General features: G+C 68.6%; 20 protein-coding genes. 9 read left to right on the forward strand and 11 right to left on the reverse strand.

Annotated elements, in window-relative coordinates; genetic code table 11:
- Nucleotides 1–125 precede the first annotated feature (125 nt).
- The 5 genes from G6O69_RS33850 to G6O69_RS33870 form a co-directional block, all read right to left on the reverse strand.
- Nucleotides 126–1640 (reverse strand): trypsin-like serine protease, encoded by a 1515-nt coding sequence (locus G6O69_RS33850; protein WP_255215945.1) that lies wholly within the window; start codon nt 1638–1640, stop codon nt 126–128.
- 238 nt (nt 1641–1878) lie between these two features.
- Nucleotides 1879–3060, reverse strand: coding sequence for an STAS domain-containing protein (locus G6O69_RS33855; protein WP_255215946.1), 1182 nt, complete (start codon nt 3058–3060; stop codon nt 1879–1881).
- A gap of 101 nt (nt 3061–3161) precedes the next feature.
- Entirely contained in the window at nt 3162–3818 is a 657-nt protein-coding gene (locus G6O69_RS33860; protein WP_172307603.1) for a hypothetical protein, read from the reverse strand.
- Nucleotides 3815–4627 carry an ABC transporter permease gene (locus G6O69_RS33865; RefSeq protein ID WP_172307604.1) on the reverse strand — a complete coding sequence of 271 codons (813 nt, stop codon included), beginning with the start codon at nt 4625–4627 and terminating at the stop codon, nt 3815–3817. The genes G6O69_RS33860 and G6O69_RS33865 overlap by 4 nt, the downstream gene beginning before the upstream one ends.
- Nucleotides 4627–5601, reverse strand: coding sequence for an ABC transporter ATP-binding protein (locus G6O69_RS33870; protein WP_172307605.1), 975 nt, complete (start codon nt 5599–5601; stop codon nt 4627–4629). The genes G6O69_RS33865 and G6O69_RS33870 overlap by 1 nt, the downstream gene beginning before the upstream one ends.
- Nucleotides 5602–5636: 35 nt before the next feature.
- Here G6O69_RS33870 and G6O69_RS33875 point away from each other — a divergent pair, with 35 nt between their 5' ends.
- Nucleotides 5637–6650, forward strand: coding sequence for a DUF4159 domain-containing protein (locus tag G6O69_RS33875; protein WP_172307606.1), 1014 nt, complete (start codon nt 5637–5639; stop codon nt 6648–6650).
- Complete coding sequence (locus G6O69_RS33880; RefSeq protein ID WP_172307607.1) at nt 6647–9115, forward strand: hypothetical protein; 2469 nt, start codon at nt 6647–6649, stop codon at nt 9113–9115. Before G6O69_RS33875 ends, G6O69_RS33880 begins: the two co-directional genes overlap by 4 nt.
- A 98-nt stretch (nt 9116–9213) precedes the next feature.
- Here the strand turns inward: G6O69_RS33880 and G6O69_RS33885 are convergent, their stop codons facing one another.
- From G6O69_RS33885 to leuS, 4 genes are all read right to left on the reverse strand, one after another.
- Nucleotides 9214–10683: a hypothetical protein gene (locus tag G6O69_RS33885; RefSeq protein WP_176397249.1), complete on the reverse strand. Its 1470-nt coding sequence runs from the start codon at nt 10681–10683 to the stop codon at nt 9214–9216.
- Nucleotides 10684–10806: 123 nt separating this feature from the next.
- Nucleotides 10807–13209, reverse strand: a complete 2403-nt coding sequence (locus G6O69_RS33890; RefSeq protein WP_172307609.1) for a hypothetical protein — start codon at nt 13207–13209, stop codon at nt 10807–10809.
- Nucleotides 13206–14525 carry a hypothetical protein gene (locus G6O69_RS33895; RefSeq protein ID WP_176397250.1) on the reverse strand — a complete coding sequence of 440 codons (1320 nt, stop codon included), beginning with the start codon at nt 14523–14525 and terminating at the stop codon, nt 13206–13208. The genes G6O69_RS33890 and G6O69_RS33895 overlap by 4 nt, the downstream gene beginning before the upstream one ends.
- Before the next feature lie 170 nt (nt 14526–14695).
- A complete protein-coding gene (leuS, locus tag G6O69_RS33900) occupies nt 14696–17386 on the reverse strand; it encodes a leucine--tRNA ligase (protein WP_172307611.1) in 2691 nt (896 codons plus the stop codon).
- A gap of 69 nt (nt 17387–17455) precedes the next feature.
- Here leuS and G6O69_RS33905 point away from each other — a divergent pair, with 69 nt between their 5' ends.
- The 5 genes from G6O69_RS33905 (at nt 17456) to G6O69_RS33925 (ending at nt 21733) form a co-directional block, all read left to right on the forward strand.
- Nucleotides 17456–18376, forward strand: a complete 921-nt coding sequence (locus G6O69_RS33905; protein ID WP_172307612.1) for a hypothetical protein — start codon at nt 17456–17458, stop codon at nt 18374–18376.
- Nucleotides 18377–18905: 529 nt separating this feature from the next.
- The gene (locus G6O69_RS33910) at nt 18906–19469 is read left to right on the forward strand and encodes a hypothetical protein (RefSeq protein WP_172307613.1); all 564 of its coding nucleotides are present in this window, start codon (nt 18906–18908) and stop codon (nt 19467–19469) included.
- Nucleotides 19470–19664, forward strand: a complete 195-nt coding sequence (locus G6O69_RS33915) for a hypothetical protein (protein WP_172307614.1) — start codon at nt 19470–19472, stop codon at nt 19662–19664.
- 21 nt (nt 19665–19685) lie between these two features.
- Complete coding sequence (locus G6O69_RS33920; protein WP_172307615.1) at nt 19686–20501, forward strand: hypothetical protein; 816 nt, start codon at nt 19686–19688, stop codon at nt 20499–20501.
- A 284-nt stretch (nt 20502–20785) separates the two neighbouring features.
- Nucleotides 20786–21733, forward strand: a complete 948-nt coding sequence (locus G6O69_RS33925; RefSeq protein ID WP_172307616.1) for a hypothetical protein — start codon at nt 20786–20788, stop codon at nt 21731–21733.
- 126 nt (nt 21734–21859) lie between these two features.
- On the opposite strand, the gene G6O69_RS33930 is transcribed toward G6O69_RS33925, so the two are convergent.
- Complete coding sequence (locus G6O69_RS33930) at nt 21860–22129, reverse strand: hypothetical protein (protein WP_176397251.1); 270 nt, start codon at nt 22127–22129, stop codon at nt 21860–21862.
- A gap of 321 nt (nt 22130–22450) precedes the next feature.
- On the opposite strand from G6O69_RS33930, the gene G6O69_RS33935 reads away from it, so the two are divergent.
- Both G6O69_RS33935 and G6O69_RS33940 read left to right on the forward strand, forming a co-directional pair.
- Complete coding sequence (locus G6O69_RS33935) at nt 22451–22726, forward strand: hypothetical protein (RefSeq protein WP_176397252.1); 276 nt, start codon at nt 22451–22453, stop codon at nt 22724–22726.
- Nucleotides 22727–22766: 40 nt separating this feature from the next.
- Nucleotides 22767–24518 carry a serine/threonine-protein kinase gene (locus tag G6O69_RS33940; protein WP_172307618.1) on the forward strand — a complete coding sequence of 584 codons (1752 nt, stop codon included), beginning with the start codon at nt 22767–22769 and terminating at the stop codon, nt 24516–24518.
- 9 nt (nt 24519–24527) lie between these two features.
- On the opposite strand, the gene G6O69_RS33945 is transcribed toward G6O69_RS33940, so the two are convergent.
- Nucleotides 24528–25265: a hypothetical protein gene (locus tag G6O69_RS33945; protein WP_172301287.1), complete on the reverse strand. Its 738-nt coding sequence runs from the start codon at nt 25263–25265 to the stop codon at nt 24528–24530.
- Nucleotides 25266–25331: the final 66 nt, after the last annotated feature.

Genomic DNA, 25331 nt, shown 5'->3' on the forward strand with positions numbered 1-25331 from the left:
AGACCCCGGCCGCAGAGGCGAGCGAAGGGCTTGCGGCCTGCGCAGGGTCTGACAGCCCCCAAAAACAGCGCGAGCCGGAGAGGCACGCCCCCCCCGGCTCGCGCTTCACTGAGCTCGCTGGCCGCTCAGCCCTGGCGACGGCGCCGGCGGTAGCCGAGCAGCCCCAGGCCGAAGAGCGCCCCGAGGCCGAGGCCACCGGCGCCACCGGCCGCGCCCTGAGAGGCCGCGCAGGCGCAGCCGATCTCGATCAAGTCGTCGTCGAGGCCCACGTCGCCGCCGCCGGTGTCCTCGCCACCGACCTCGTCGGCGCCGTCGTCATCGCTACCGCTGTCGCCACCGCTGTCGCCGCCGCTGCCACCGCTGTCCCCACTATCGCCGCTGTCCTCCGAGTCCGGCGCCTCCTCGCCCACGCCGATGTCCACGGGATCCGAGATCGCCTCGTTGCCGCTGTAGTCGACGGCGATCGCGGTCAGGGTGTAGGCGCCCTGGGGGAAGACCATGCCGGCCCACTCGTAGGGCGCGGTGCCGTCGGTGTTGCCCCCGAACTCCTCGCCGTTGACCAGCAGGCGGACCTCCGCGACGCCGTAGCCCTCGCCGTCGTCGGCGGCCACGCTGACGGTGATCTCGGCCGGCGCGGTGTCGTAGGTGGTGCCGTCGGCCGGGGCGGTGATCTCGACCGTCGGCGGGTCCATGTCGTCCTCGGCCCCAAAGGGCTCGCCGCACAGGCCCGAGAAGCCGCTCACGTCGCCCTGGCAGCCGCTGCTCCAGCTCCCGTTGCTGGCGCCCGGATCGTAGGGGAAGCCGCCGCAGTCGGGGGTCGGCGCCCAGACGTAGTCGTCGTTGTCGTCGAGGTCGTGGCAAGGCGTGACGTCGACGCCGGAGTGCTCCTCGACCCAGGGGATGGCCACGTGCATCAACGCATAGATCCCGCCGGTGCCACACTCGCCGCCGCCGGAGGTGATGCCGAACACGCGCCAGGTGTCGTCGCCGCCAAAGTCGCTCGACAGCTTGATGAACACCGGGCCGCCCGAGTCGCCGGAGCAGCTGTCGAGGCCGTCGCCGCCGACCGAAGCCTGCTGGCTGATGCCGTTGATCGTGGTCGTGACCTCGCGCTTGGTCCCGGAGCCGCCGTTGTTGGACAGGCCAAAGCCGACGATCTGGACCTCGCGCCCGGCCGAGAGCGCGTCGGTCTCACAGCCGACGGCCGGCGGGACGATCTGGATGTCGTCGACCGACTCGCCCAGCAGGCAGTAGCCGTAGTCGGTGGGGCCCACGGAGCCGGTCCAGCCCGGGTTGGAGTAGCAGGTCCCGCTCACGCTGCGCTCGCCGCCCCCCTCCTCCTCGCCAAAGTGCACCGTGACCGGGCGACCCGTGGTCGATTCGGCGCAGTGGGCCGCCGTGACCACGATGTTGGGGTGCACCAAGGTGCCAGTGCACGACCACTGGTTGAACGCGAGGTAGGTCGTGGTCGGCCACCCGCAGTAGTTGCTCGCCCAGCCGCCATAGACGGCGGGGTCGGGGTCGAGGGAGAAGCTCGACTGGAGCTCCGCTTCGGTCTCGGCCGCCGGCTGCGGCTCCTCGGCCTGCGCCAGCGATGGCGCGAGGCTGGCCGTCAGACCAGCCGCAAATGTGGTGAGCAACAAGAAATCCGGACGCCCCAAACGAGCAAGCATGGCCGAGCTTTCGCACCATTCCTGCCGAAACTCAACCCTGAAGCGCTCAATACTAGAGAATAAATAGACAAACACAGAAATCGGTGAGCTCTGGCACGCACTTTATCGTCATTGCGCAATTGCCACATAGTGAAGCATGCGCAGATGACCCTCGTGGGTACGAGTTTCGTGCCCCACGCAGGTGTGAAGGCGCGAACGCAGGGGGTCAGCTATGGGCGATGCAGTAGCCCAGCGCGTCTTCCAAGGTGGCCTTGGTCACCGCCCCGCCGAGGTCGGCCTCGAGCGCCACCATGGTCTGGGCGACCGCCGGCTGGATCCCACAGATCACGCAGGTCGCCCCGAGCAAGCCGACGCCCTTGACTACTCGCAGCAGGTGGTCGGCGCTGTTCGTGTCGACCACGTCGGCGCCGGTGAGGTCGAGGATCGCGAAGCGCGAGCCGGTGCGCTGAATGTCAGCGAGCAGCTGGTCCATGATCCGGTCGGCCCGGCTGCCCGACACGCTGCCGAACACGGGCAGCGCCAACACTCCGCGCCAGACCTGCAAGGTCGGCGCGGACATGGCCTCGATGGTCTCGAGGCGCTGCCGAGCCTCGCGCTCGGCTCGCTGGCGCTCGACGTTCTCCTGCTCGAGGCGCTCGAGGGCGGCCGCGAGGTCGGCACGCGTGCGCTTGTCGGCCTTGAGCAGCGCGTCGAGACGCTCCTCCGGCGACTCGCTCGAAGGCTCGACGACGAACTCGTCGTAGGCGTCTTCTCCGGCCTGATAGCAGGTCTGAGTCGCCCAGCAGTTGGTGCCAAAGACCCGCGAGCAATACCCGGCGAACTTGCCCGCCGTCAGGCCGCTGCCCCAACGCACGCCGAGCGCCTGTTGGTAGATGCACTCCCAATTGTTTTGGGTGCGAAACACGGCCCGCTTGGTCTCGCGGTCGATCGACACCAAGGTCCACGCTCCCCAGCCGCAGGTCAGCGCATAGTTGGCGAGCTCGGCGAAGCCAGCCTCGAAAGACTCGGCCTGCGAGATCACCTTCCAGTCGCCGTCCACGCTCTCGAGCCCGCCCGCCTGCATCCACAGCACGAAGCGCTCGGTGCCGACCATGCGATGCATGCCCTGCATCATCCCGGCGACCGTGGTCTCGCTCCACATCACGACCGCCGGCATGCCGAGGACGTGCAGCTGCCCGCCTTCGAGCTGCCATTCGAAACCGACGCCGCGAACCGTCAGAGAAGAGAAATCACCCAAGACATCCGAGAGGAGCACGCGAGGCAGCTCAATCCAAGCAAAAAATTCGCTGCCCAACTCGAAGAGCGGGAGCGCACCCAGCGAGCTGGCGGTGGCTCCGCCTTCGATCTCGAACAAATGCGTGGTCTCGCACCATGCGCGAGACGCCATCGATTCAATACAGTTTCACGACAGGTCGGGGATTGGCTCGATGACTGGGCCAGGAAAAACTGCGCCGCGCTGATTCGGTCTAGGCGCCGGCGCCCCACCGGTCACATCAACGCGATCCAGGCGATCAACAGACCCACCGCGCCCACGCCCCAGCGCGACGCCGGACCTGGGATCAACCGCCCCTGACCGTCGAGTCCGCGGAAGAAGAAACCGAGCGTGGCGACGATCCAGCCCAGCATGCAGGCCACGGCGAGATGGCTGCGGACGGGCTCGGGGCCGGGCAGCGCGGCGAGCTCGGCCTCGGCCCGCGCGCGATCGAAGCGCGGTCCGGCGCGCTCGCCGAGGGCCGCGAGGATGCCTTCGTTGGCGAGCGCCAAGCTCTCCGCGTCGGGGCCCAGCGGCCCGCGGACGCTCAGCAACGCGCGCCGGAGCTCTCGCCACGCGGCCAGCGCTTCGGCGTCGTCTCCAGCGTCCTCGGCCTGCTCGGCGCGCTCGCGCAGGCGCGCCCGAGCGCGCTCGTCGTGATCGAAGATCGGCGCGGCCCAGCGCGCGGCTCGTCCGAGGTGGCGCAGCTCCGCGTCGAGATCCCCCACGTCGCGGGCTGCGTCGGCGCGGGCGAGCTCGACGCGCCCCTCCACGAGCGCCCGCGCGGCCACGGGTAAGAGCACCAGCGCCAGGCCGAGGGAGACCTTGGCCAGCAGCCTGGCCCGCCCGCCCGCGCTGGCGCTTTGTTCGGTCGCCGGCGCCTCCGCGCTCAAGTGAAGTCCCGCCGGGCGAACAAGAACATCGCGATCAGCAGGCAAGTGGCGCTGTAGGACGCGGCGTAGAGCGCCGCGTTGCCCACGTAGCTCCAGGTCACGAAGCTGTCGTGGACGCTGACCACCGCCTCGTCGAAGTTGGCCCCCGACACGAAGAACATGCGGAAGTCGGGCAGCAGCTCGAGCACCACCCGCAGCACCCCGCCGCCCGCAGAGCCGGCGAGCTTGCCCCCGGCGAAGGCCTCGAGCTCCGCCGTGTTGCGGCCGATCACCCACAGCGCCCCGGCGAACATCGCCGACAGCCACGGCGAGCTGAAGCTCGAGAAGAGCATGGCCACGGCCATGAGCAGCAGCAGCTCGAGCCAGATCAGGACCTCGGCGCGGATCATCGTCACGCCGTGGCGCCCGCCCTGCATGGCCAGGAAGCCCGCCAACACCAGGCTCATGAGCACGATCAGCGCGGTCATGGTCACGACCAGGCCCACGTACTTGCCGAGCAGGAACTCCCAGCGGTGCAGCGGCTTGGGCACGATCGCGTAGACGGTCTTGCGGTCGAGCTCCTTGCTGAGCAGGTTCACACCCAAGAAGAGCGCGATGATCACCCCGAAGATGCTGATGCCCGCGAGGCCCAGATCCTTGATGATCCGCACCTCTTCGTGGAGCGAGAGCTGGCCGAGGACCAGCGAAAAGCCCATCAGCGCCACGGCGAAGAGCACGAGGATCGCCAGCACCTTGTTGCGCACGGCCTCGCGAAAGGTGTTGAGGGCGATCGCCCACACGCGATCCATCATCTGCAAGACGGCGTTCATCAGCTCCTCTGATCCTCTGGGCGAAGGCCGGCGTCGCGCACGAAGAGCTCCTCGAGGGTCTCGCGCCGCGGGTTGACCTGGAGCAGCGAGCCGCCGCCCCCGGCCACCGCGGCCACGAAGCGGTCGACCTCGGCCTGGACCACCTCGCTGGTCTCGGCGTCGACCACGAACACCTCGCCCTCCGAGCTGCTCTCGTGGCGGCCTTCGGCGAATTCTTCGCGCATGCGCGCGCGCAGCTCCTCGCTGCCCGACCACACCACCTCGACGTGGTGGACGGCGGGGCTGAGCAGCTCGCCCAGCGGCCCGACGTCGCGCAGCTCGCCCTTGACGATGATGCCCACGCGATCGCACAGCAAGTTGGCGTCGGACAGGATGTGCGTCGAGAAGAACACGGTCTTGCCGGCGGCGCGCAGGTCGAGCATGAGCTCGCGGATCTCCCGGCGGCCGATGGGGTCGAGGCCGCTCATCGGCTCGTCGAGGACGACGAGCTCGGGGTCCCCCATCAGCGCCTGGGCCAGGCCCACGCGCTGGAGCATGCCCTTGGAGTAGCTCCGCATCGCGCGCTTGCTGGCCATGCCCAGGCCGAGGCGCTCGAGCAGCTCGCCGGCCCGCTCGTGCCGCTGCGCGCGATCGAGGCCGTAGATCCGCCCGACCATGTGCAGGTACTCCTCGGCCGAGAGGTAGTCGTAGAAGTAGGGGTTCTCGGGCAGGTAGCCGATGCGCCGCTTGGCCTCGAGGTCACCGATGCGCGCGCCGAGGATCGTCGCCGAGCCCGCGCTCGGGTGGATCAGGCCCATGAGCATTTTCATGGTGGTGGTCTTCCCGGCCCCGTTTGGGCCCAAGAAACCGAACACTTCGCCGGCCTCGACGCTGAAGCTGACGCCCTGCACGGCGACGGTGCGCCGGCGCAAAAAGCCGCGTACGAACTCCTTGCGCAGGTTCTCGACTTGCAAAACTGGAGTGGGGCTGGCCACGGGCGTGGGGCAGGATACAGTGAAGCCCCGCAACCATGCGAGGCCGACGACCACCTCGACACCCCGCGCTGTCCTCGAGCGAGCCCGCTTCGCCCGAGCTCGAGCCCGTGACGCGCGACCTCGCCCACTTCGCAGGCCTCACAGCCGGCGAAGGACGGCCCCGCGAGCGCACATTGGACGCCTCCAGCCCGGCCCTGCCCTGGTCCCGGCGCGGGCTCGTCAGGGGCGCGGCGGCCCTCGCTGGTGCGGCGGCGGCCTCGAGCCTCGCCCGGTCGGCCCTCGCCGCCCCGCCCTCCGCCACCGACGACGACCTCGAGCCCGACGCCCGCGCGCTCTTTGGGCCCAGCGCCGGGCCAGAGCTACAGATCGACCTGCCCCAGCTCCAGTACGGCGGCGACTGGAACCCGCGGCCTGGTGCCATGCGTGAGCTCGGTCAGGAGCTGCGCCTGCGCACGCGCCTGGCACCGATGCACGAGCCGACCACGGTCTCGCTGAACGAAGACGAGCTGTTCGCCACGCCCTTTTTGTACGTCGCCGGCCGCGGCGGGCTGCCCAGCCTCGCCGCCAGCACCCAGGCCGGGGCCGGAGCCAGCGAGGACGCCCTGCGGCGCTTCGTCGATCTCGGCGGGATGATCGTCTTCGACGACGCCGACGGGGGCACGGATCGCGGCTTTCGCAATGACCTCGCGGCCCTCGTCGCGCGCGTGCTCCCGGGCAGCGAGCTGACGCCGATCGCCGCCGAGCACGTGCTCTACCGCAGCTTCTACATCATCGACTTCCCCGCCGGGCGGACCCGGGCCGAGGACGAGCTGCTCGGCGTCCAGGACGAGGGGCGCATCAAGCTGCTCTACATCCCCAACGACCTCGGCGGCGCCCTCGCCCGCGGCGACGATGGGCTGCACCGCTGGCCGTGCACCCCCGGCGGCAACGTCCAGCGCGAGTGGGCCATGCGCCTGGGGGTGAACATCCTGCTCTACGCGACCTGCACCGACTACAAGTCCGACCGCGCCCACGTCGAGACCCTGCTGCACAGCCGGCGGTGGCAATGAGCATGAGCAGCGACTGGTCGCTGATCATCGGTCACCAGCTCGGCCCCCTGGGCTGGGCCGTGCTCGTGCTGTGCGTGGGCGCAGCCCTGAGCGAGGCCGGCCTCACCTTGGTCCGCGCCCACCGAGGCACAACCCGGACCAGGCGACGCAGCGCCTGGGCCCTGCTCAGCTTGCGCCTGGTCGCCGTCGCGGCCCTGGTCTGCGTGGTCCTCGAGCTCGGCCTGCGCCAGCAGACCTGGACCGGGAGCGCGCGCCGGGTCGTGGTCCTCCTCGATCGCTCGGCGAGCATGGATCTCGCCGACGCCCCCGAGGGCGCCGATCCGGGCAGCGAGACCACCCGCCGCTGGGATCGCCTGGCGGCGCTGTGGTCGGCCAGCGCCGACGCCCGGGCGAGCTGGCGCGAGGGTGAGCGCGGCGAGCCCGGGGTGGACGTCGAGGTCCGCGCCTTCGGCTCCCGGACCACCCCCCTGACCCGCGACCAGGCCGACGCCCTGGCGATCGAGCCCGACGCCGCGGCCTCGGATCTGACCCGCGCCCTCGTCGAGCTCGCCGAGGCCCGGCAGCTCGCCGCCCGGGGCGAGGGCGCCCCGCTGGCCGCCGTGGTCGTCGCCTCCGACGGCCTCGTCGTCCGCGGCCAGGCCGAGGCCGCCCACCTCGAGGCCGTCGCCGCCGACCTCGACTTGCCGATCACCACCGCGGCCCTCGGCGCGCCGACCCTGCGCGACCTGGCGATCTCCGAGCTCCACGTCGGCGAGTTCGCCTTCGTCGAGAACGTGACCGAATTCTCCGCCGAGCTCGTCGCCCACGGCTTCGACGGCGAGCAGGTGATCGTCGAGCTGCGCCGCGACGGCGAGCTGGTCGAGACGCAGCGCGCCGCCGTCAGCGGCGACAGCGACCGCCAGACCCTGCGCTTCGAGGTCGCCCCCGATCGCACCGGGCAGTTCGTCTACGAATTCCGCGTCCGCCCCGCGCGCGAGGACCCGCCCGAGGCCAGCCTCGCCAACAACCGCCGCGCCTTCGTGATCAAGGTGCTGCGCGACAAGGTCCGCGTCCTGCACGTCGCCGGCCGCCCCGACTGGGACGTCCGCGCCCTGCGGACCCTGCTCAAGCGCGACCCCAACGTCGAGCTGCTCAGCTACTACATTTTGCGCGACTGGGACGACACCCTGCGCGACGACGGCACCGCGCCGATGAGCCTGATCGCCTTCCCGACCGAGGAGCTCTTTCGTGAGCAGCTCGGCAGCTTCGACCTGGTGATCATGCACAACTTCGACGCCGTCAGCCACGACACCTACCTGGGCAACGTGGCCGACTACGTCGAGCAGGGCGGCTCGCTGGTGGTGATCGGCGGCGACATGGGCCTGGCGACCGGCGACTACGCCAGCGCGGCGATCGCCAAGCTGATGCCCGTCGACACCCGCGAGCTCGCCGGGCTCCAGCGCGAGCCCTTCGCCCCGCGCCTGGCCGAGGCCGGCGTGCGCCACCCGATCACCGCCTGGCTGGGCGAGAGCGGGCGCGCCGACTGGCGGGGGCTGCCGGCCCTCGACAGCTTCAACGCCCTGCCCATGGCCCCCCACGCCGCCTCGATCGGCGCCACGACCTTGCTCGAGCACCCCAGCGCCCGCGCTGGCGGTCAGCCGACGCCCCTGCTCAGCGTGGCCGAGCCCGGCAAGGGCCGCGTCATGGTCCTGGCCACCGGCGCGACCTGGCGCCTGGGCTTCGCCCCCGACCTCCCGCTCATCGACGGCGCCCGCCCCTACGACCTGCTGTGGCTCGGCGCCGTGCGCTGGCTGCTGCGCGACGCCTCGGCCGACCGCTTGGTGCTCGAGATCGGCAAGCGCGAGCACGCCGTGGGCGAGGCCGTGGACCTCTCGGTGCGCACGGTCTCGGCCAGCTACGCCCCCGAGCCCGAGGTGGAGGTCCACTACGAGATCCGCCGGCTCGACCAGCCCGACCAGCCCGACCAGCCCGAAGAAGCCAGCGGTGAGGCCAGCGGCGATCCCAAGGCCGACGCCCGCGAGGGCGCGCTGACGACCGACGCCCTCGGCCGCGCGGCCACCCGCCTCGAGGGCCTCGGGCCCGGGGCCTACGAGGCCGTGGCGACCCGCGAGGGCCCCGGAGGCGAGCCCGCCGGCGCCCAGGAGGACGACGCCCCCGAGCTCGGCGTCGCCGCCCGGCGGGTGTTCCTGATCGGCGGCGGCGGCCGAGAGCTGGCCGAGGTCGACGCCGACCCCGGCACCGCCTTGCTGCGCGCGCTCGCCGAGCAAAGCGGCGGGCGCTTCGTCGACGGCCCGGCCGGCGACACCCTGCCCGCGAGCTTGCCGATGAAGCCCCTCGACGACCTCGAGCGCCCCGCGGACGGCCGCGAAGATCGGCCGCTGTGGGACGGCTGGCTCATGGTCGTGATCGCCCTGGGCGCCTTTGGCGGGGAGTGGATCCTCCGCCGGCGCAGCGGCCTGCTCTGACGCCGAGCCAGGCTGACGCCGAGCAGCGCAGACGCGCCCGCGGCCGGGCCAGACCATCCCCGGCCGCGAGCCGCGTCAGCGCCCCTTCGTCACGGCGATCAGCTCCGGCGACGACGCCGGAGCAGCAGTAGGCCGATGAAGACCATGAAGCTGTAGGGCGCCGACTTCTTGGGATCGCTGCTGCAGCTCGTGCAGCCGTCATCCAGCAGACACTCCGGGTTGTCCGTGCCGCAGGTCGCGCCGCTCCCCGACTCGCCCGACTCGTCGCCGACGTCATCCCCCGAGTCCGACTCGTCGCCCTCATCGCTGCCCGACTCGCCAGTCTCCGAGCCGTCCGTCGTATCCGTCTCCGAGCCGTCCGTCGTATCCGTCTCCGAGCCGTCCGTCGTGTCCGTCTCCGAGCTCTCGTCGCAGACGTCGCCGACGTTGTCCTCGTCGGCGTCGGCCTGATCCGGGTTCGCGTCCTCGGGGCAGTTGTCGCAGCCGTCGGGGATCGTGTCCGCGTCGGTGTCCACGCTGTCGTCGAAGCCCGGGCACACGTCGTCGCCGTCGTGGACCCCGTCGCCGTCGCTGTCGTTCCACAGGCAGGCGTTGGAGCAGGCGTCGTCGTCGACCTCGTTGGCGTCGTCGCACTCCTCGCCCATGTCGAGCTCGCCGTTGCCGCAGAAGTCACACTCCGGCGTGTTGGTGACCGAGGGGAACCCGGCCATGTCCGGCCAGTTGTACCAAGACAGGTTGACCCCCAAGGTCGCGGTCTGGTTGAAGGTCAGGGTGTCGAGATCGACGATCCCGACCTCGTCCTCGGCCCAGCCGTCGCATGCGGCCATCACCTGCTCGCAGTCGGTGCTCGACAGCGAGAAGGCCAGGCACGACGAGTTGAAGTCCGTCTCCGGGTCGTTGCCAAAGCCCGCGCCCAGCAGCGGCCCGATCTCCTCGAAGCTGCCCGCCTCGACGTCACAGGCATAGAGCGGCGACGAGGAGTTCGACGAGGTTGCGATGTAGTAGCAGTTGTTATCGACGTCGAAGGCGATGTCGTGGCCGTTGCTGTTCGTATAGGGCTCCGGGGGCACGGGCAGCGCGAAGGCCTGGTCGGTCTTCAGCGGATCCGCGTCGCCGATCACGAAGGGCATCATCGTCGCGGTCGACCGGTCCGTGACCCACAGACCACCAAAGCGATCGTAGGCCGCGCCGTTCAGCTGGGCGACGAAGGGCTCCGAGACGGCCGTGGCGACGAGCGTGTCGATATCGATGCTGACCGCGATGCTCGCGGTCAGATCGTTTTGGGGATCGAGCAGCAAAAAGCCGATCACCTCGCCCTGGGGAGACATCGCCAACGCGCTGATCGCGGAGTCCTCGCCCTCGTAGGTCACCGAACCCAGCGCCGTGACCTGGCCCGTAGTCTCGTCCACGGCGATCAGCTCGGTCGGCGCAACCGGGAAGTTCTCGGAGCCAGCTTCGCCCGGCGCGGAGAAGTAGATCGTCGCGTGCGCGGCTCCTGGTGCAGCCGCGAAGAATAGCGTGGATAGGCCCAGGACCAGGCCTGCGCGCTTGTAGGGGTAGAAAGACATCGTCATTCGAGTTCCTGTCGGGGGGGGGCTGTGCCCGGGACCTTCGTGTGAGGAGGTCCTCGTTCGGATCCAAATAACCATCATCTCGCGCATTTTTCTCGAGGCGGCCCGGCATTGGGCGCCTCAAATATCGCGGCGCCGCGCTCGGACCTGGCCAAGCAGCGCGTCGGCCTCATCGCTGCGGTCGAGCTCGGTCATGACCCACGCAGCGTGCTGAAGCAGCCCCGTCGCCTCGCGCGAGCGGCTGCCAAGACAGCGATCGACCGCGGCCAGCGCAGGCTCGAAGCTGGCCGCGAAGCGATCGAGCTCGCCCCGGGCCTCGAACGCCGCCAGCTCGAGCAGGCGAAGGCGCGCCAACGCATAGGGGCAGCCCCAGGCCCGCGCGCTGGCCTCGACCTGCGCGAAGCTGCGGGCGAAGCCAGACCAGTCGTCCTCGAAGAGCCCTATCCACGCGAGGCGAGCATGGACGAAGTGCGCGGCCAGGCGATCGAGAGGCGTGTCGGCATCGAGGGCCAGGGCCAGCTCGAGCAGTTCGTCCGCCGGGCACGGATCCGAGCGCAGGGCCAAGGCCACCCGAGCCGCGGGCGCCGTGGGCATGGACGGTCGCCCATAGCGGCCCATGGGCTCCTCTCCAAGGATGAGCCGCATCGCGTCGTCCGCTGGATCATCCTGCTCAAAGCCCAAGAACGCCCCCGCCAGCCCTGCCATCGCATCGCTGTCCCACTCCTTTGGTCGCAGCTCGACCAACATCGACAAGCGCGATGGTATGGACCCACAACGCCTCGACAAATCGAGCAAGTCATGCGCGCGCTCGACCTGCCCGCAGCGCAAGGCCGCCTCCACCCCCTGGGTCAGCAGCCGCGCCTCTTCCTCGCGACTCGACACCAACGCGTCGGTCGCCGCCCGAAAGACCTCGGCCCGCCGCGCGGGCGCGATCGAGGCCGCGCAGCGCTCGACGTCGCTCGCCTCCACCCCCCACGAGAGCAACATGGCGTGCACGCTGCTGATCTGCAGGAGCGTCGCCAGGGTGTTGTGAAGCTGATCCGCGAGCGGTCCTTCGGCGACCTGGGCGAGGCGGCCCCAGTCAGTGTCGCGGCGCACCGATGTCCACCCGCCGATCCCGTCTTCCGCCCACCGAAGCAGCTCCTCCTCCGCGACCACCACACCGTGATCCACGAGCGCCGCCAGTCCCGGCCCAACGACGGGCCCGCGCTCGAATGCGTCCATCCAGCCCGAGAGCGCCTGCAGCTCGTCGTATACCCGCCACGCCTCGTCGCCGAGCCCTCGCGCCAAAGCTGCGCACTGCTCCGCCAACGACGGCGTTGCTGGCGGTCGCTGGAGTTCGAGGCTGCCGCCCGCACGCAGCCATCGTGCCCAGAGTCGAACACCAGCAGGCAGGCCTTCGCTCGCGTCACAGACCCACGCCTTCGCCTCGTCTGGCACCCCCTGCGCGTCCACCAGCGCGTCCAGGTCCGCGCCCGCCAAGGGCGCCAGGGTCTGGCCGCGTTCACCTGCCGCCAACGCCTCCGTGATCCGCAGCAGACAAGACCGCCGCCCGGGCGTGGGACCAGGGCTGCTCAGATCGTCCGCGACGATCAGCACCGCCTCGCGGGTCGTCAGCGCCTCGAAGCGTCCCCTCGCGTCCTCCACGGCCAAGGGGGGTGTCTCCTTGGGGGCCAACACCCGGAGCACGGCGTCGATGATCGCGTCGCTGTCTGCCCAGCTCCTCTCGAGCCGACAGTCCAGCCACACCACGCGATCCCAGCGCGCACGAACACGCTCGACGGCCGCGGCGACCAGCGCCGTCCGCCCGACGCCAGGCGGACCCGCCAGGGTCATCACCTGCTCGAGCCCAGGCTCGAGCCCAGTGACGAGGCCGTCCAGCTCCAGCTCCCGCCCAATGAGCAAACCTGGCTGTGGAGGCTCACGCGCGAGCGTGGGCTCCCTGCTGCGATCAGCCGGGCCAAAGCTGGGATCGATCCCCAGCAGCCCGGCACATTCATGGTCGAGGATCAGCCACCGCGGGCGGTCTTCCAGCGTGGGGTGCTCCCCGCCGACAAAGCGAAAGCGAGCGGTGTGGACGCTGAACAGGTCCGGGGCCAGATCGGAGAGGCGCCTGAGCCCGTCGGGTCGCAGGATCATCAGCACCGGGCTCGAGAGCTCCGCGGCCAGCTGATCTCGCAGCGGGTTGAGGGTCCGAAGGCAGCTCGCTAGCTGCTCGGACGCTCTGCGGCTCGCACCCACGGTGTCGAGCACGATCAGCGCCGCGGCCTCCCCGTGAAGCGCCCTCAGCTGAGAGACGACGTCTTCATCTGCCGCGTCGAGCTCCACGAGCGCCCGCCCGAGCGCGCGCGCGTGCGCCCCGGCGAGCGCGCTCAACTGCGCCGCCCCCTCGGGCCCGACGACCTCCGCGATCAACAGCTCGAAGCTGCCGGCCAGGCGCAGCCCTTCGGACAGACGCGCCCACGCGTCCCGATTGTCACCAAGGGCGAGCCAATCCTCTGCCCTCCGCGCGTGGCTGCTCAAGGGTCCTCGCCGAACCCCTCGGCCTCGGCCCAGGTCAACGCCGGCTCGAGCTCGAGGAGCCCCCTGAACAAGGGATGCGCCGCGTACCAGTCTCGGCCGTTGTGATAGCGGAACATCTTGTTGCCCTCGAGCAGCACATCCATGCGCACCCGCGCCTTCTCGTCGCTGGGGAACTCGCCGAGCTTCTTCTCCCGGTAGAGCTGCTTGAGGATCTGTCGCTCCTCGAGGCTCAGCCCCAAGCCCTGCGTGTAGGTCTGACGAACCTGCTCGACGGCAAATTCGGCGTCAGCGCGGCTGAACTGCGCCCGCTCACCAACCACGTGAAGCATGTGATTGATGAATCGCAAGAGGTCGCGGAAGTAGCCCCCGCAGTGCGCCGCGAGCCAAGCTGGCGTGGCCGCGTCCTCGAAGTACGCCATCGGCACTCGCAAGGCCAGCGCCTCGACCATCGCCTCGAGGCCCTCGCGGCTCACCTTCATGCTGCGCTCGAACACGCGAACCATGGGCAAGAAGCGCAGCTCGCTGCCAAAGCTCGCGGCGAGCTCCGATGTCCGCCGGATCATGAATGGCGGCACCGTGTAGATCACATGGACAGGCGGCCGGAGCCCCTGGCCCTCGTGAATGAAGGCCGCAAACCATGCGTTTTGAAACTTTGCCCGGACCTCGTCCGCGTCCAAATTCCCCGTCGCCCGCTTCTCTCCCCCGTCGAGCAAGAGCACGGTCTTCCCGTCTTTCACCCGCTCCGCGATCAGATCGAACACGCCCTTGCGTAGGCCATCTTGTTCTCGAAGCCTGCGAGAAGCCTGCTGAAAAACCGTGTCGGAGATCTCCAGGCCCGCTTGCACCGACACCGGCCCGCCTCCACCCACCGCAGGCGTGACGTCGGCCCAAAGCAGGTTGCTCACGCGACGCCACAACTCCCGAACGCGTTCAGACGCCCCCTCAGGCATGGCAGCGGAAAAAAGCGCGAGCACGAGGCTCAGCTGAAGATCGCTCACCGTGATCGGCTCACGGTCGTTGAGCCAGCGACCGATGTCCGCGTAGATGACCTCGTAGCCCTGCTCTTCGAGCGCGACCTCGAGCTGACGCAGCTCAGTGGTCTTCCCGCTTCCACGCAGACCGGTAACGAGCTGCGCCGTGGACCCGGAGGACATGAGGATCTCATCGGCCAACCAGCTTCGCCAGGGCAACCCGCGCAGCCTGGTGGGTACGTCGAAGTCGTAGTGCCGCGGGTCATCCGTAGCGACCGGCTCGTCCGGGCGGCAGGCGGCCTTGATCTTGCGCTTCGTGTCGAGATCCATGCGCGCTTGCATCATACCTCAACGACCTCGGCCTGCTCGAAGACCACACTCGCGCCCAGGGACCGCAGCGAGCGCCTCTCTCCCGAGCCCCCAATGACGAAGCGCCTCGAGGCGCGGCCGCGGCCGCCCATCGAGGCGCTCGTCGGGAGCAGGTCCCGCTCCCAGCGCTCAGCGCCCGAGCCCGCTCAGAGCACGAAGTTGATCAGCCGCCCAGGCACGTAGATCACGCGCTTGGGCTGCTTGTCGCCCACGAAGCGCTCGGCGGCCTCGCTCTTCGTGGCCATCTCGATGATGGCTTCGCGCGCCTTCTTGGCGTCGAGGCTGGCGGGGATCGCCAGCTCGCCGCGCTTCTTGCCGTTGACCTGGAGCACCAGCGTCCAGCTGTCGTCGACGAGCAGCGCCGGATCGGCCGCGGGCCAGGGCGCGTAGGCCAGGGATCCCTCGTTGCCCAGCGCGCGCCAGAACTCCTCGGCGAGGTGCGGCGCGAAGGGTGCGAGGAGCTTGGCGAAGATCCCACCGGCCTCGCGGCCCATGACGGCCCCGCCCTGCTTCTCGATGTCGCGCACGAACACCATCAGCGAGCTGATCGCGGTGTTGAAGCTCATCCGCTCGATGCGCTCGCTGACCTCGGCGATGGTCCGGTGGAGCAGGCGGCGCTGGGCCTCGTTGCCCTCGCCCTCGCCGAGCTCGCGCAGGCTCGGCGCCTCGCCCTCTTCACCGGCAAAGAAGAGCCGGTGGGCGCGGCCCAGGAACTTGAAGCAGCCGAACACGCCCTCGGGCTGCCAGGGCGCGCTGGCCTCGAGCGGGCCCATGAACATCTCGTACAGGCGCATGGTGTCGGCGCCGTACTCCTCGACCACGTCGTCGGGGTTGACCACGTTGCCGCGGCTCTTGGACATCTTGTCCCACTGGATCGTGAGCGCCTCGCCGGTCTGCTTGTGGACGAACTCGCCCTCGACCTCCTCGACCTCGTCCTGCACGTAGATCCGCTTGGGACCCTCGGCGTCGGGCTGCTTGGGCACGTAGGTGGCCCCGAGGATCATCCCCTGGTTGACCAGCTTCTGGAAGGGCTCGCGGGTGTGCACGTGGCCGAGGTCGAACAGGACCTTGTGCCAGAAGCGGGCGTAGAGCAGGTGCAAGACCGCGTGCTCGGCCCCGCCGATGTAGAGGTCGACGGGCATCCAGTAGCGCTCGGCCTCCGGCGAGCAAAAGGCCGCGCCGTTGCCCGGATCGCAAAAGCGCAGGTAGTACCAGCACGAGCCCGCCCACTGGGGCATGGTGTTGGTCTCGCGCCGCGAGCCGTCGGGCAGCACCAGCCAGCTCAGCGCCTTGGCCAGCGGCGGCTCGCCGGTCTCCGAGGGGTTGAAGTCCTCGACCTCGGGCAGCGTGACGGGGAGCTCGTCGAGGGGCACCGGGCGGACCTCGCCGCCGGGGCCATGGACCAGGGGGAAGGGCTCGCCCCAGTAGCGCTGGCGCGAGAACAACCAGTCGCGGAGCTTGTAGTTGATCCGCCCCTCGCCTTTGCCCTGGTCCTCGAGCCAGGCCGTGATCTTGGCCTTGGCCTCGGCCGTGGGCAGGCCGTCGATCAGCCCCGAGTTCACGGCCACGCCGGCCTCGGTGTAGGCCGCGGCCTGGACATCGACCGCCGCGCCGTCGGTCGGCGCGACGACCTGGACGATCGGGATGTCGAAGGTCGTGGCGAAGGCGTGGTCGCGGCTGTCGTGACCGGGGACCGCCATGATCGCCCCGGTGCCGTAGCCCATGAGCACGTAGTCGGCGATCCAGATCGGGACGCGGGCGCCGTTGACCGGATTGATCGCGTGCAGGCCCGTGAACACGCCGGTCTTCTTGCCCTCGGCGGCGTCGATCTGCCGGTCTCGCTCGCTGCGCAGCGCCGTGTCGCGCTGGTAGGTCTCGACCGCGCTGACCGTGGCCTGGTCGACTCCGCAGCGCTCCATCAGCGCGGCGAGCTCGGGGTACTCCGGGGCCAGGACCATGTAGGTCGCGCCAAAGAGCGTGTCCGGCCGGGTCGTGAACACGCTCAGCCGGCCGGCCTCGCCCTCGATGCCCTCGACCTGGAACTGGACCTCGGCGCCCTCGGAGCGGCCGATCCAGTTGCGCTGCATCTCGAGCACGCTCGCCGGCCAGTCGAGGCCCTCGAGGTCGTCGATCAGCCGCTGGGCGTACTCGGTGATCCGCAGCATCCACTGCTTCATCGGCACGCGGATGACCTCGTGGCCGGCCTCGACCTGCTCGGCGACCTCCTCGTTGGCGAGCACCACCCGCAGATCCGGGCACCAGTTGACCGGGGCCTCGTGCAGGTAGGCCAGGCGCCGACCGTCACGATAGGCCCGCACCGCCTCCTCGCCCTCGGCCTCGACCTCGGGGGGGATCGCCAGCTCGGCGATCGGCCGGGCGCGCTGGGCTTCGCGGTCGTAGAAGCAGCCCCACAGCTGCAAGAAGATCCACTGGGTCCACTTGAAGTAGCCGGGGTCCGTGGTCGCGATCTCCCGCGACCAGTCGTAGGAGAAGCCCAGCTGCTCGAGCTGGCGCTTGAAGTTGCCGATGCACTCGTCCGTGCGCGTGCGCGGGTGCGTGCCCGTCTTCATCGCGTAGCGCTCGGCGGGCAGGCCGAAGCTGTCCCAGCCCATGGGATGGAGGACGTTGAAGCCCTTCATGCGCTTGTAGCGGGCCATGATGTCCGTGGCCGTGTAGCCCTCGGGGTGACCGACGTGCAGCCCGCTCCCGCTCGGGTAGGGGAACATGTCGAGCACGTAGTACTTGGGCCGGGACGCGTCGACCTTGGCCTCGAAGGTCGCGTGCTCATCCCAAAAGGCCTGCCAGCGGGCCTCGATCGCGGCGTGGTCGTAGGACATGGGACCGGGAAGCTATCAGAGCTGGACGATGCGCGGTAGCATGGGCCCGTGGAGCCTCCTCAGGCACACATGGCAGGTCCGAGCCCGGCGCTACACCTGCGTCAGTGCACGGGCTGCGGCGCGACCGTGGAGCTCACCGGCGTCGGCCTGAGCGCAACCTGCGGTTACTGTGGCGCGCCGATGGTCGACGAGTCGCGGGCGACCGCCGCGATCGACGCCATCGTCCCCTTCCGCGTGCCCAAGCCCGGCGCCCTCGATCGCCTGCGCACCTACCTGGCCGGCCACCGCTGGGCCCCGCGCGAGCTCCACGACCTGCGCGTCGACGGCCGTGGCCTGCGTGGCATGCTGGTCCCCTTTTGGGTCTACGAGGGCGTCGTCCGCAGCCAATACCAGGCCCGCGTCGGCGTCGACTGGTACAGGACCGTCACCACCCACATCAACGGCAAGACCCAGACCCAGCGCAAGCGCGAGACCGAGTGGTTCACCCTCACCGGCAGCGCCGCGCGCCAGATCGAAGACCACCTCGTCTCCGCCTCCGTCGGCCTCAGCGAGCCCGAGTCCAACGCCCTCGAGCCCTTCGACCTCGGCTGGGCCCGCGACTTCGACCCCCGCATGCTCTCGGGCCTCGAGGCCGAGCTCCCCAGCGTGGCCACCGTCAACGCCGACCAGACCGCCACCGTCGAGCTGCGCGACGCCGAACGCCAGCGCCTCCCCGCCCAGCTCCTGCCCGGCGACCACAATCGCGTCGAGCAGATCGCCAGCCAGATCGAGATCCGCGCGCGACGTCTGGTGCTGCTGCCGGTGTGGATCGCGTCCTATGAGCACCGCGACGTGCAGCTGCGCTTGCTGGTCAATGGGCAGACGGGCGAGGTCGTGGGGGTGGTGCCCAAGTCGAAGCTGAAGATTGCGCTGGCGGTCTTGGCGGGGGTGGTGGTGGTTGGGCTGGTGGTGCTGGCCGTCATTTTGGCCACAAAGGGGCTTCCTGGCTGAGCCACCGGCCCATCCGATGGCCAGCAAACGAAAACCGGTGAGGTCCTCGCGCTGTGGGCTCTCGCCGAGATTCACCACAAACGCCCCAAAGACGAGCAGGGCCGCGCCGAGCGTATGCCTCGCACGGCACACATCCTGCGCTCCATCAAACATCCAGACGAGGTTCGTGCGCTCCGGGCAGTCTATGGTCCGGGCTTCTTCCTCATCGGTATCTTCGCAGACATGGAGGAGCGACGCGCCTATCTCGAAGATCAAAAGGGCCTGAGCAGCGAGCAGATCGACGAGATCATCCAGCGTGACGCCGGAGAGGCCAACGCTCATGGCCAGAACACACGCGCCGCCTTTCAGCTCGCCGACGTGTTCATCCGCCAAGACGAGACGCTGAGAGAGCAGCTCGGTCGCTTCTTGAGATTGGTGTTCGGCGCCCCAAATGTGTCCCCAGAGCCCGGCGAGCACGCCATGTTCCTGGCTTGCGCGTCGTCTCTTCGCTCGGGCGACCTCTCGCGGCAAGTCGGCGCGGTCGTCTGGCGTGAAGAAGTGGGCGTCGTGGCGACCGGCTGCAACGACGTCCCCCGCCGCGCACGGAGGGCTTCAGTGGCCTGGAAAAGGCGATCAGCGCGACCATGTCCGCGGATACGACGCCAACGAACGCCTCAAGCGCGAGATCGCCAGCGAGATCGCGCAACGCGTTGCGACCAGCTTTCCCTGCCACAACTGCGCCAAGCACATCGTAGCCGCCGGGATCAGCCAGGTCGTCTACATCGAGCCCTACGAGAAGAGCAAGGCCCTGGACCTCCACGACGACGCCATCACCACCGTCGAGTCCAGCGTGCCAAGCCCGGACAGCACCAAGGTCAGCTTCGCGCCCTTCGTGGGGGTTGGCCCTCGCCGCTACTTCGATCTCTTCTCGATGAAGCTGGGCGATGGCTACCCTGTGAAGCGAAAAGAGCGGGGTACGGGCGGAAAAGCAGCCAGCTGGGAGATCAGCTCGGCGTCGATGGCGCGAGTTCCCATGTTGCCCATCTCCTACATCGAGCGAGAGCAACGCTCGAGCAGTATCATCGCGGAGCTCTTCAGCAACGAGGAGGACTGAGTGACGACCAAGATCAAGATCAAACCCAGGGATCAAAAGGCCCGAGCGATCTGGGAGACCGCCAAGCAAGCCAAGGAAGAGGTCGCTCGCTGGCCCGCCTGGATGCGTGGGGAAGATGGTCCTCGCCGCTCGGCCTCCAGCCAAGACGACGCCCTCCAATCCTCCCCAGCTCTCAAAGCCAAGCGCTTCGAGTAGCCTGGCCTTGGAGAACCCTGCATGAGCGACCTGCTGCGCTGTCAGTCCTGCGGCGGCGTGGTCGTGTGGGACGCCCGCCAGTCCGGGGCCGCGTGCTTGTTCTGCGGCTCGCTGACCCTGGAGGTCCAGCAGCTCGAGGAGCCCCTGCCCGTCCCCGACGCCTGGCTGCCCATGCAGGTCTCTGCCCCCGACGCCGACGACCGCTTCCGCGCGTGGGCGACCAGCTCGTGGTTTCGCCCGGCGATCTTGCGGACCACCGCCATCGAGCTGCGGCCGATGTTGCTGCCCGCGTGGCGCTTTCACAGCGCCCTCGAGACCCACTGGGCCGGGCTGCGCCGCGCGGCGACCAAGTCCGGCAAGGCCCCGGTCTCCGGCGTCGAGCACCTGCGCCTGCACCACATGGTCCCCGCCTCCGCCGGCTTGAGCCAGGCCGAGCTCTACGCCCTCCAGCCCTTCGACGAGCAGCGCGCCGCCGCCTGGACCCGCGACGGCGCCACGATGATCTGGGAGCCGCCCGCCCTGACTCGCCGCGGCGCCAAGCTCCGCGCCCACCGCGACCTGGCGGCGGACCACATGCGGCGGATCAGCGCTGCGCACCAGCTGGTCCACTGCAAGGTCAGCCCGGTGATCGAAGATGAGGACGTCCGCCTGCTGATGGTCCCGATTTATATCGGCGCCTTCCGCTTTCGGGACAGGCCATGGCGCTTTTTGATCAACGGGCAGAGCGGCGAGGTGGTCGGGGAGGCGCCTGTGGATCGGGTGAAGGTGTTCTTGGTGGTGCTGGGGGTCCTGGCGGCGATCTTGGTGGTTGGGTTGATCGTCTCGGTGCTTCAGTAGTGGCCCTGGTACTCGCGGGGGGTCGTGCGTATGCGCGAGGTTGATATCGTCGTCTGGCTTCGTGAGTCGTTCAGGTAGTCGCCAACAAATTTTCGGCCTGACCGACTGTCGGGGTGATGTGCGACGAGGCATCCACCCCACTGCAAACTCGGAGCGAGCCCAAAAAAGGGACGGGTGCCCAACCGCCGTCCTCAAACGAAGCGATTCGCGCGAATCCTCCGCATTTTTTGGGACTTCGAGAGTCACTCATTGTACTTGCTCTGGCGCTGGCGATACCGGGGTGTTTGGTCGACCCTTGCAGTGAGCAATCGCTCCAAGGCTGCCAAGATGAGCCCATAGCTGAGGAAGAGAGCGCAGAGTCTGGGAACACGGGTTCTGGAAGCGGAGATGAAAGTGGCCCCAGCGAGTCCTCGGGTGTTCAGAGCTCCGATAGTAGTGATGATGATCCATCCGGAACCTCGAGTGAAGAAGGCAGTGATTCCGACGAAAGCACGACTGGCAGCTCTGGAAGTACTAGCGAGTCCAGCAGTTCGGAAGACGATGACGGTGCAGAGGACGACGGTGCAGAAGACGACGGTGCAGAAGACGATAGCGAGACGACGACCGGGACCTCGAGCGAGAGTGGGACTCCTGATCCCGAATGCGGAAACAACCAGCTCGAGAGCGGAGAGCTATGCGATGGCTCCGACCTCGGCGGGTCCTCTTGCTCGAACGCTGGCTATAATTCGGGCTCACTCTCGTGCAATTCTGAATGCACATTCGACATCAGCGACTGTTACACCTGTGGCGACGGAACTCTGGATGGACCGGAGGTCTGTGACGGCGCAAATTTCGGTAACTCCACCTGTGAAAGCATCGGTTTTACCACAGGAAGCCTGAGCTGCAAAAACGGATGCACATCCATCGGAACAGAAAACTGTTCGACCTGCGGAAACGGAATCAAAGAATACGGGGAAGAGTGCGATGGAGAATACACAGGTGAAAAAACATGCGCGACTACATCAAACAAAAAATGCGGTCAAATACTATGCGACGAAGAGGAATGCAATGCAACAACATCACAATGCGAATACTGCAACATGTGCGGAGACGGAATACTTGACCCTGACGAAGAGTGCGAGGGAACATATTCAGGAAACTTAACATGCCTCGACTTCGGTTTTGAAAGCGGATACCTCACATGTAACTCAAGCTGCCTAGTAGACGACAAGTACTGCACTGAGCCAAATTAGACACACGACATGTCTCACCAATACACAGCCACAACAATTACATACCTAGCACTGCGCGCAACCACACATTTACCAATTCCTCACTATATCCACATCGCATCGATATCCGATGACTTTGAAGACCTCTTAGAAGCCATCGACGAAGCCGCCCGAGACGACCGCCCCGCAGCCATCGCTGACCTCGAAGAGGCCATCGCCTCCGCCACCAGTACTCCCGAGAAGCTCTCCGAGACCCCCCGCGAGCTCCTCCTCGAGGCTCGCGTCATCCTCATCCGCCTCTACCTCGCTGAGGGCAAACAAGCGCTCGCCAACGAGGCCATGGACGAGCTCATCTTCGTCGACCCTCGAGGCCAAGCGCCCGTCACCGCCTTCGGCCCAGATGTGGCCGACCTTCATGCAGACCGCGCACGCGCGCTAGAAGAAGCCGGACTGGCGACCTTGCTCTTCTACTGCGCCGTCGACTGCGAGGTGCTCCTCGACGAGCATTCCGTCTCCTCGGACGACGACCAGGAGCTCGCCTTCGGCACCCACCAGATCTGGATCCGCGCAAGAGACAAACCTGCACCCTGGAAACACTACGAGGTCACCTTCGACGATAAGATCCAAAAACACCTGATCTCCTACGCGGACCCGAGCCCTGACCCACCACCAGAGCAAAATCCCGAAGATGGCTCCCCCCGGACCCCCAAGAGAATCACCCACAGATCCGTCGAATTAGTGGTACTCGGATTGGGCGTCGCCGTCATCACCACGGGCGCCACCCTCCTGGCCCTCGACGGGCGCTGCAGCAATACCCGAAAGAAGCCGACCGACACCACCACCAAGAGTGAGTGCGGCCAGATCTACGACATCCCCCCTGCCCTCGGCGGCGCGTTCACGGCCATCGGCGGCGGCCTCTTCGTCGTCTCCGGCGTCCTTCTGACCGTCGACGAGGTCCGCGTCGCCGGCAAGCGCGGCCACCAAGTCATGGCAGGCGTGACCCTGCGCTTTTGAGCGCCCTCCCCCTCCAACACCCCCCAAAGAGCCCCAGAAAATGACCCTACGACCACAGATCGGACGCTACACCCTCACCCGTCGCCTCGGCGTGGGCGGCATGGGCGAGGTCTGGATGGGCCAGCGCGAGGCCCTCGGCGGGGCGGCCAAGCGCGTGGCGATCAAGCTGATGAACAGCGACAAGGCCCGCGATCCGAACATGCGCGCGATGTTCCTCGAGGAGGCGCGGCTGTCCATGCAGCTACACGGTGCCAACATCGTCCAGGTCTTCGACGCCGACGAGACCGAAGATCAGCTGTGCTACATGGTGATGGAGTGGATCGAGGGCCTCGATCTCGCGCAGCTGATGAAGAAGCTCGCTTCCCGGGGCGAGCGCCTGTCCGACGCGCAGGTGGGCTTCGTGATCGGCGAGGTGCTCAAGGCGCTGGCCCTCGCCCACGAGCTGGTCGTCGACGGGGTCCCGCGCACGGTGATCCATCGCGACGTCTCGCCGCAAAACGTGATGATCTCGATCCACGGTGAGGTCAAGCTGATGGACTTTGGCATCGCGCGGGTGTCCTCCGAGGAGACCAGCGGACTCCACGTCAAAGGCAAGCTGCGCTACATGCCGCCCGAGCAGCTGCGCGGTGAGACCCGCCAGCCCACCCTCGATCTCTTCGCGGTCGGCGCGATGCTCCACGAGCTCCTCGACGGCGTCAGGTTTCGGTCCAAGGTCATCGACGAGGGTCAGCTCTTTGGCATGGTCATCGATGGCAGCTACCCCCCGATGGTCCGCGCGGCCGAGACCGTCCCCGAGGGCCTCGAGGCGCTGCGCCGCGGGCTGCTCGAGCCCCTGGCCCAGGCGCGGATCCCCAGCGCCCGCGCGGCCTTTCGCCAGCTCAGCGCCTGGCCCGGCTACCGCGACGCGCGCTTCGAGCTCGACGAGCTCGTCCGCCATGTCCTGAGCACCGCGACCACGACGATCGCAGCTGCGCCCGAGTCGGCCTACGACGCGTCGACGCGCAGCGTGGTCACGCGGCCCAGCGCGGTCACGCGGCCCGCCTCTCAGCCGCGGGTGGTCGTTCACGGCCATACGCAGCTCGCCCCCTCCCCCTTCGACTCGCAGGCCACGGAGCCGAGCGCCACGGGACACGCCGGCGCGTCGATGAGCGTCAGCGATCGTCTCCCCGCGACGGAGCCCTCGCTCACCCACAGCAGGCAGCTCGCACCTGCCCCCGCGGTCACGCCCGCGCGATTTCCTGTCCCGCTCGCGGTCGGCCTGGCTGGCGGTGGCCTCCTGTGTGTCGCGGGAGCGCTCTCGCTCGTGCTCGTCTCAGGCACCAAGGACGACCTCCAGTCCGAGGTGCCACCGACCGCCGAGGTCGCGTCCAATCCCAGCCCCTCGGGTCCTGCCCCGGATCTGGCGAGCCAGCCTCAGCCCGAGGAGCCTCCCACCGTCGAAAAGCCCGAATCCGAGCCCGAGCCCGAGCCCGAGCCCGAGCCCGAGCAAACACCCATCGCCCCCACTGTGAAGCCGCCGGATCCAGAGAAACCGAAAAAGCAGCCCGTCAGCCGTACGAAAGTCACCATGCGCCTCTCCTCGGGCACGAATTGGGCCGAGGTCGTCGTCGGCCGGAGAAGCTACGTCCTCGACAACTTCGCGACCAAGCAGCACACACTCCGCCTCAGGCCCGGCACGCAGACCTTCAGCTACCGGACCAAGGCCGGCGCGCCGATGAAGACGACGCGCCTGACGATCCCCGAAGAGACGCTGACCCTCGAGTTCTCGCCCTCCGGCGTCGAGTCCAAGTAGCAGCCAGCCTCAACCAGCCTCTGCGTTACTCGGCGGCTGGCCGTCGACGCTGCGCACCACCGCCTCGACGAGCGCCCCCAGCTGGTCGTCGCACGCCGAGATCGCGCTCTCGAGCTCGATCTCGTAGCTGGTGAAGTGCTCGCCGTCGCCCGCGGGCCAGTAGAGCTTGGCCTCGCTGCGCCGCGAGACCACCTCGCCGTCGAGCTTGGTCTCGAAGCCCTCGAAGAGGATGTAGCGCGGCGCGACCTCGGCCTCGTCCTTCGCCTCGAGCTCGCCGCGGCGGGCCTTCACGTGCTCGGGGATCGACGCCTCGAGCGAGCGCATGCCCAGCTCGACGTCCGCCGCTGGGGTGCCCTTCTCGAAGCCGGGGACGGGCACGGGCTCGCGCCAGCGCAGGGACAAGCTGGCGCGCATCTGATCACCCTCGCCCGTGTAGACGAAGCGCGAGCGGTGCTGCTCTGGGGGCTGCGCCGACATCTTCCCCGGGTAGGCGAAGCTCGCCGGCGCGCCGCCCTCTGTGGACAGCTCGTAGCGCGCGTCGAGGGGCAGGCTCAGCGGGCAAGACGTGACAGGCTCATCAGACACGAGCGCGGGCGCGGGCGCGGGCTCGGACGGCGCGGGCGCGGGCTCGGACGGCGCGGGCTCGACCTCGGGCTCGCCCGCCTGCTTCGATCCCTGACCGCACGCCGCCATCGTCAGCGTACAGGTCAAGAGCACTCCCACGCACACAGCTCGCTCGTTGGTCACGGCTGCGACTTTAGCTTCACCTGCTGACGGAGCGTCAAGCCGGTGAGCCACACCAACAATCCATGC

The organism is Pseudenhygromyxa sp. WMMC2535 (assembly GCF_011083025.2).

Coding starts and splice junctions, on each gene's coding strand:
- G6O69_RS33905 (WP_172307612.1), top strand. CDS start 17,456: ATGGCAGGTCCGAGCCCGGCGCTACACCTGCGTCAGTGCACGGGCTGC.
- G6O69_RS33920 (WP_172307615.1), top strand. CDS start 19,686: ATGAGCGACCTGCTGCGCTGTCAGTCCTGCGGCGGCGTGGTCGTGTGG.
- G6O69_RS33855 (WP_255215946.1), bottom strand. CDS start 3,060: ATGGCGTCTCGCGCATGGTGCGAGACCACGCATTTGTTCGAGATCGAA.
- G6O69_RS33875 (WP_172307606.1), top strand. CDS start 5,637: ATGCGAGGCCGACGACCACCTCGACACCCCGCGCTGTCCTCGAGCGAG.
- G6O69_RS33885 (WP_176397249.1), bottom strand. CDS start 10,683: ATGTCTTTCTACCCCTACAAGCGCGCAGGCCTGGTCCTGGGCCTATCC.
- G6O69_RS33865 (WP_172307604.1), bottom strand. CDS start 4,627: ATGAACGCCGTCTTGCAGATGATGGATCGCGTGTGGGCGATCGCCCTC.
- G6O69_RS33895 (WP_176397250.1), bottom strand. CDS start 14,525: ATGATGCAAGCGCGCATGGATCTCGACACGAAGCGCAAGATCAAGGCC.
- leuS (WP_172307611.1), bottom strand. CDS start 17,386: ATGTCCTACGACCACGCCGCGATCGAGGCCCGCTGGCAGGCCTTTTGG.
- G6O69_RS33940 (WP_172307618.1), top strand. CDS start 22,767: ATGACCCTACGACCACAGATCGGACGCTACACCCTCACCCGTCGCCTC.
- G6O69_RS33930 (WP_176397251.1), bottom strand. CDS start 22,129: ATGAAGGTCGGCCACATCTGGGCCGAAGGCGGTGACGGGCGCTTGGCC.
- G6O69_RS33880 (WP_172307607.1), top strand. CDS start 6,647: ATGAGCATGAGCAGCGACTGGTCGCTGATCATCGGTCACCAGCTCGGC.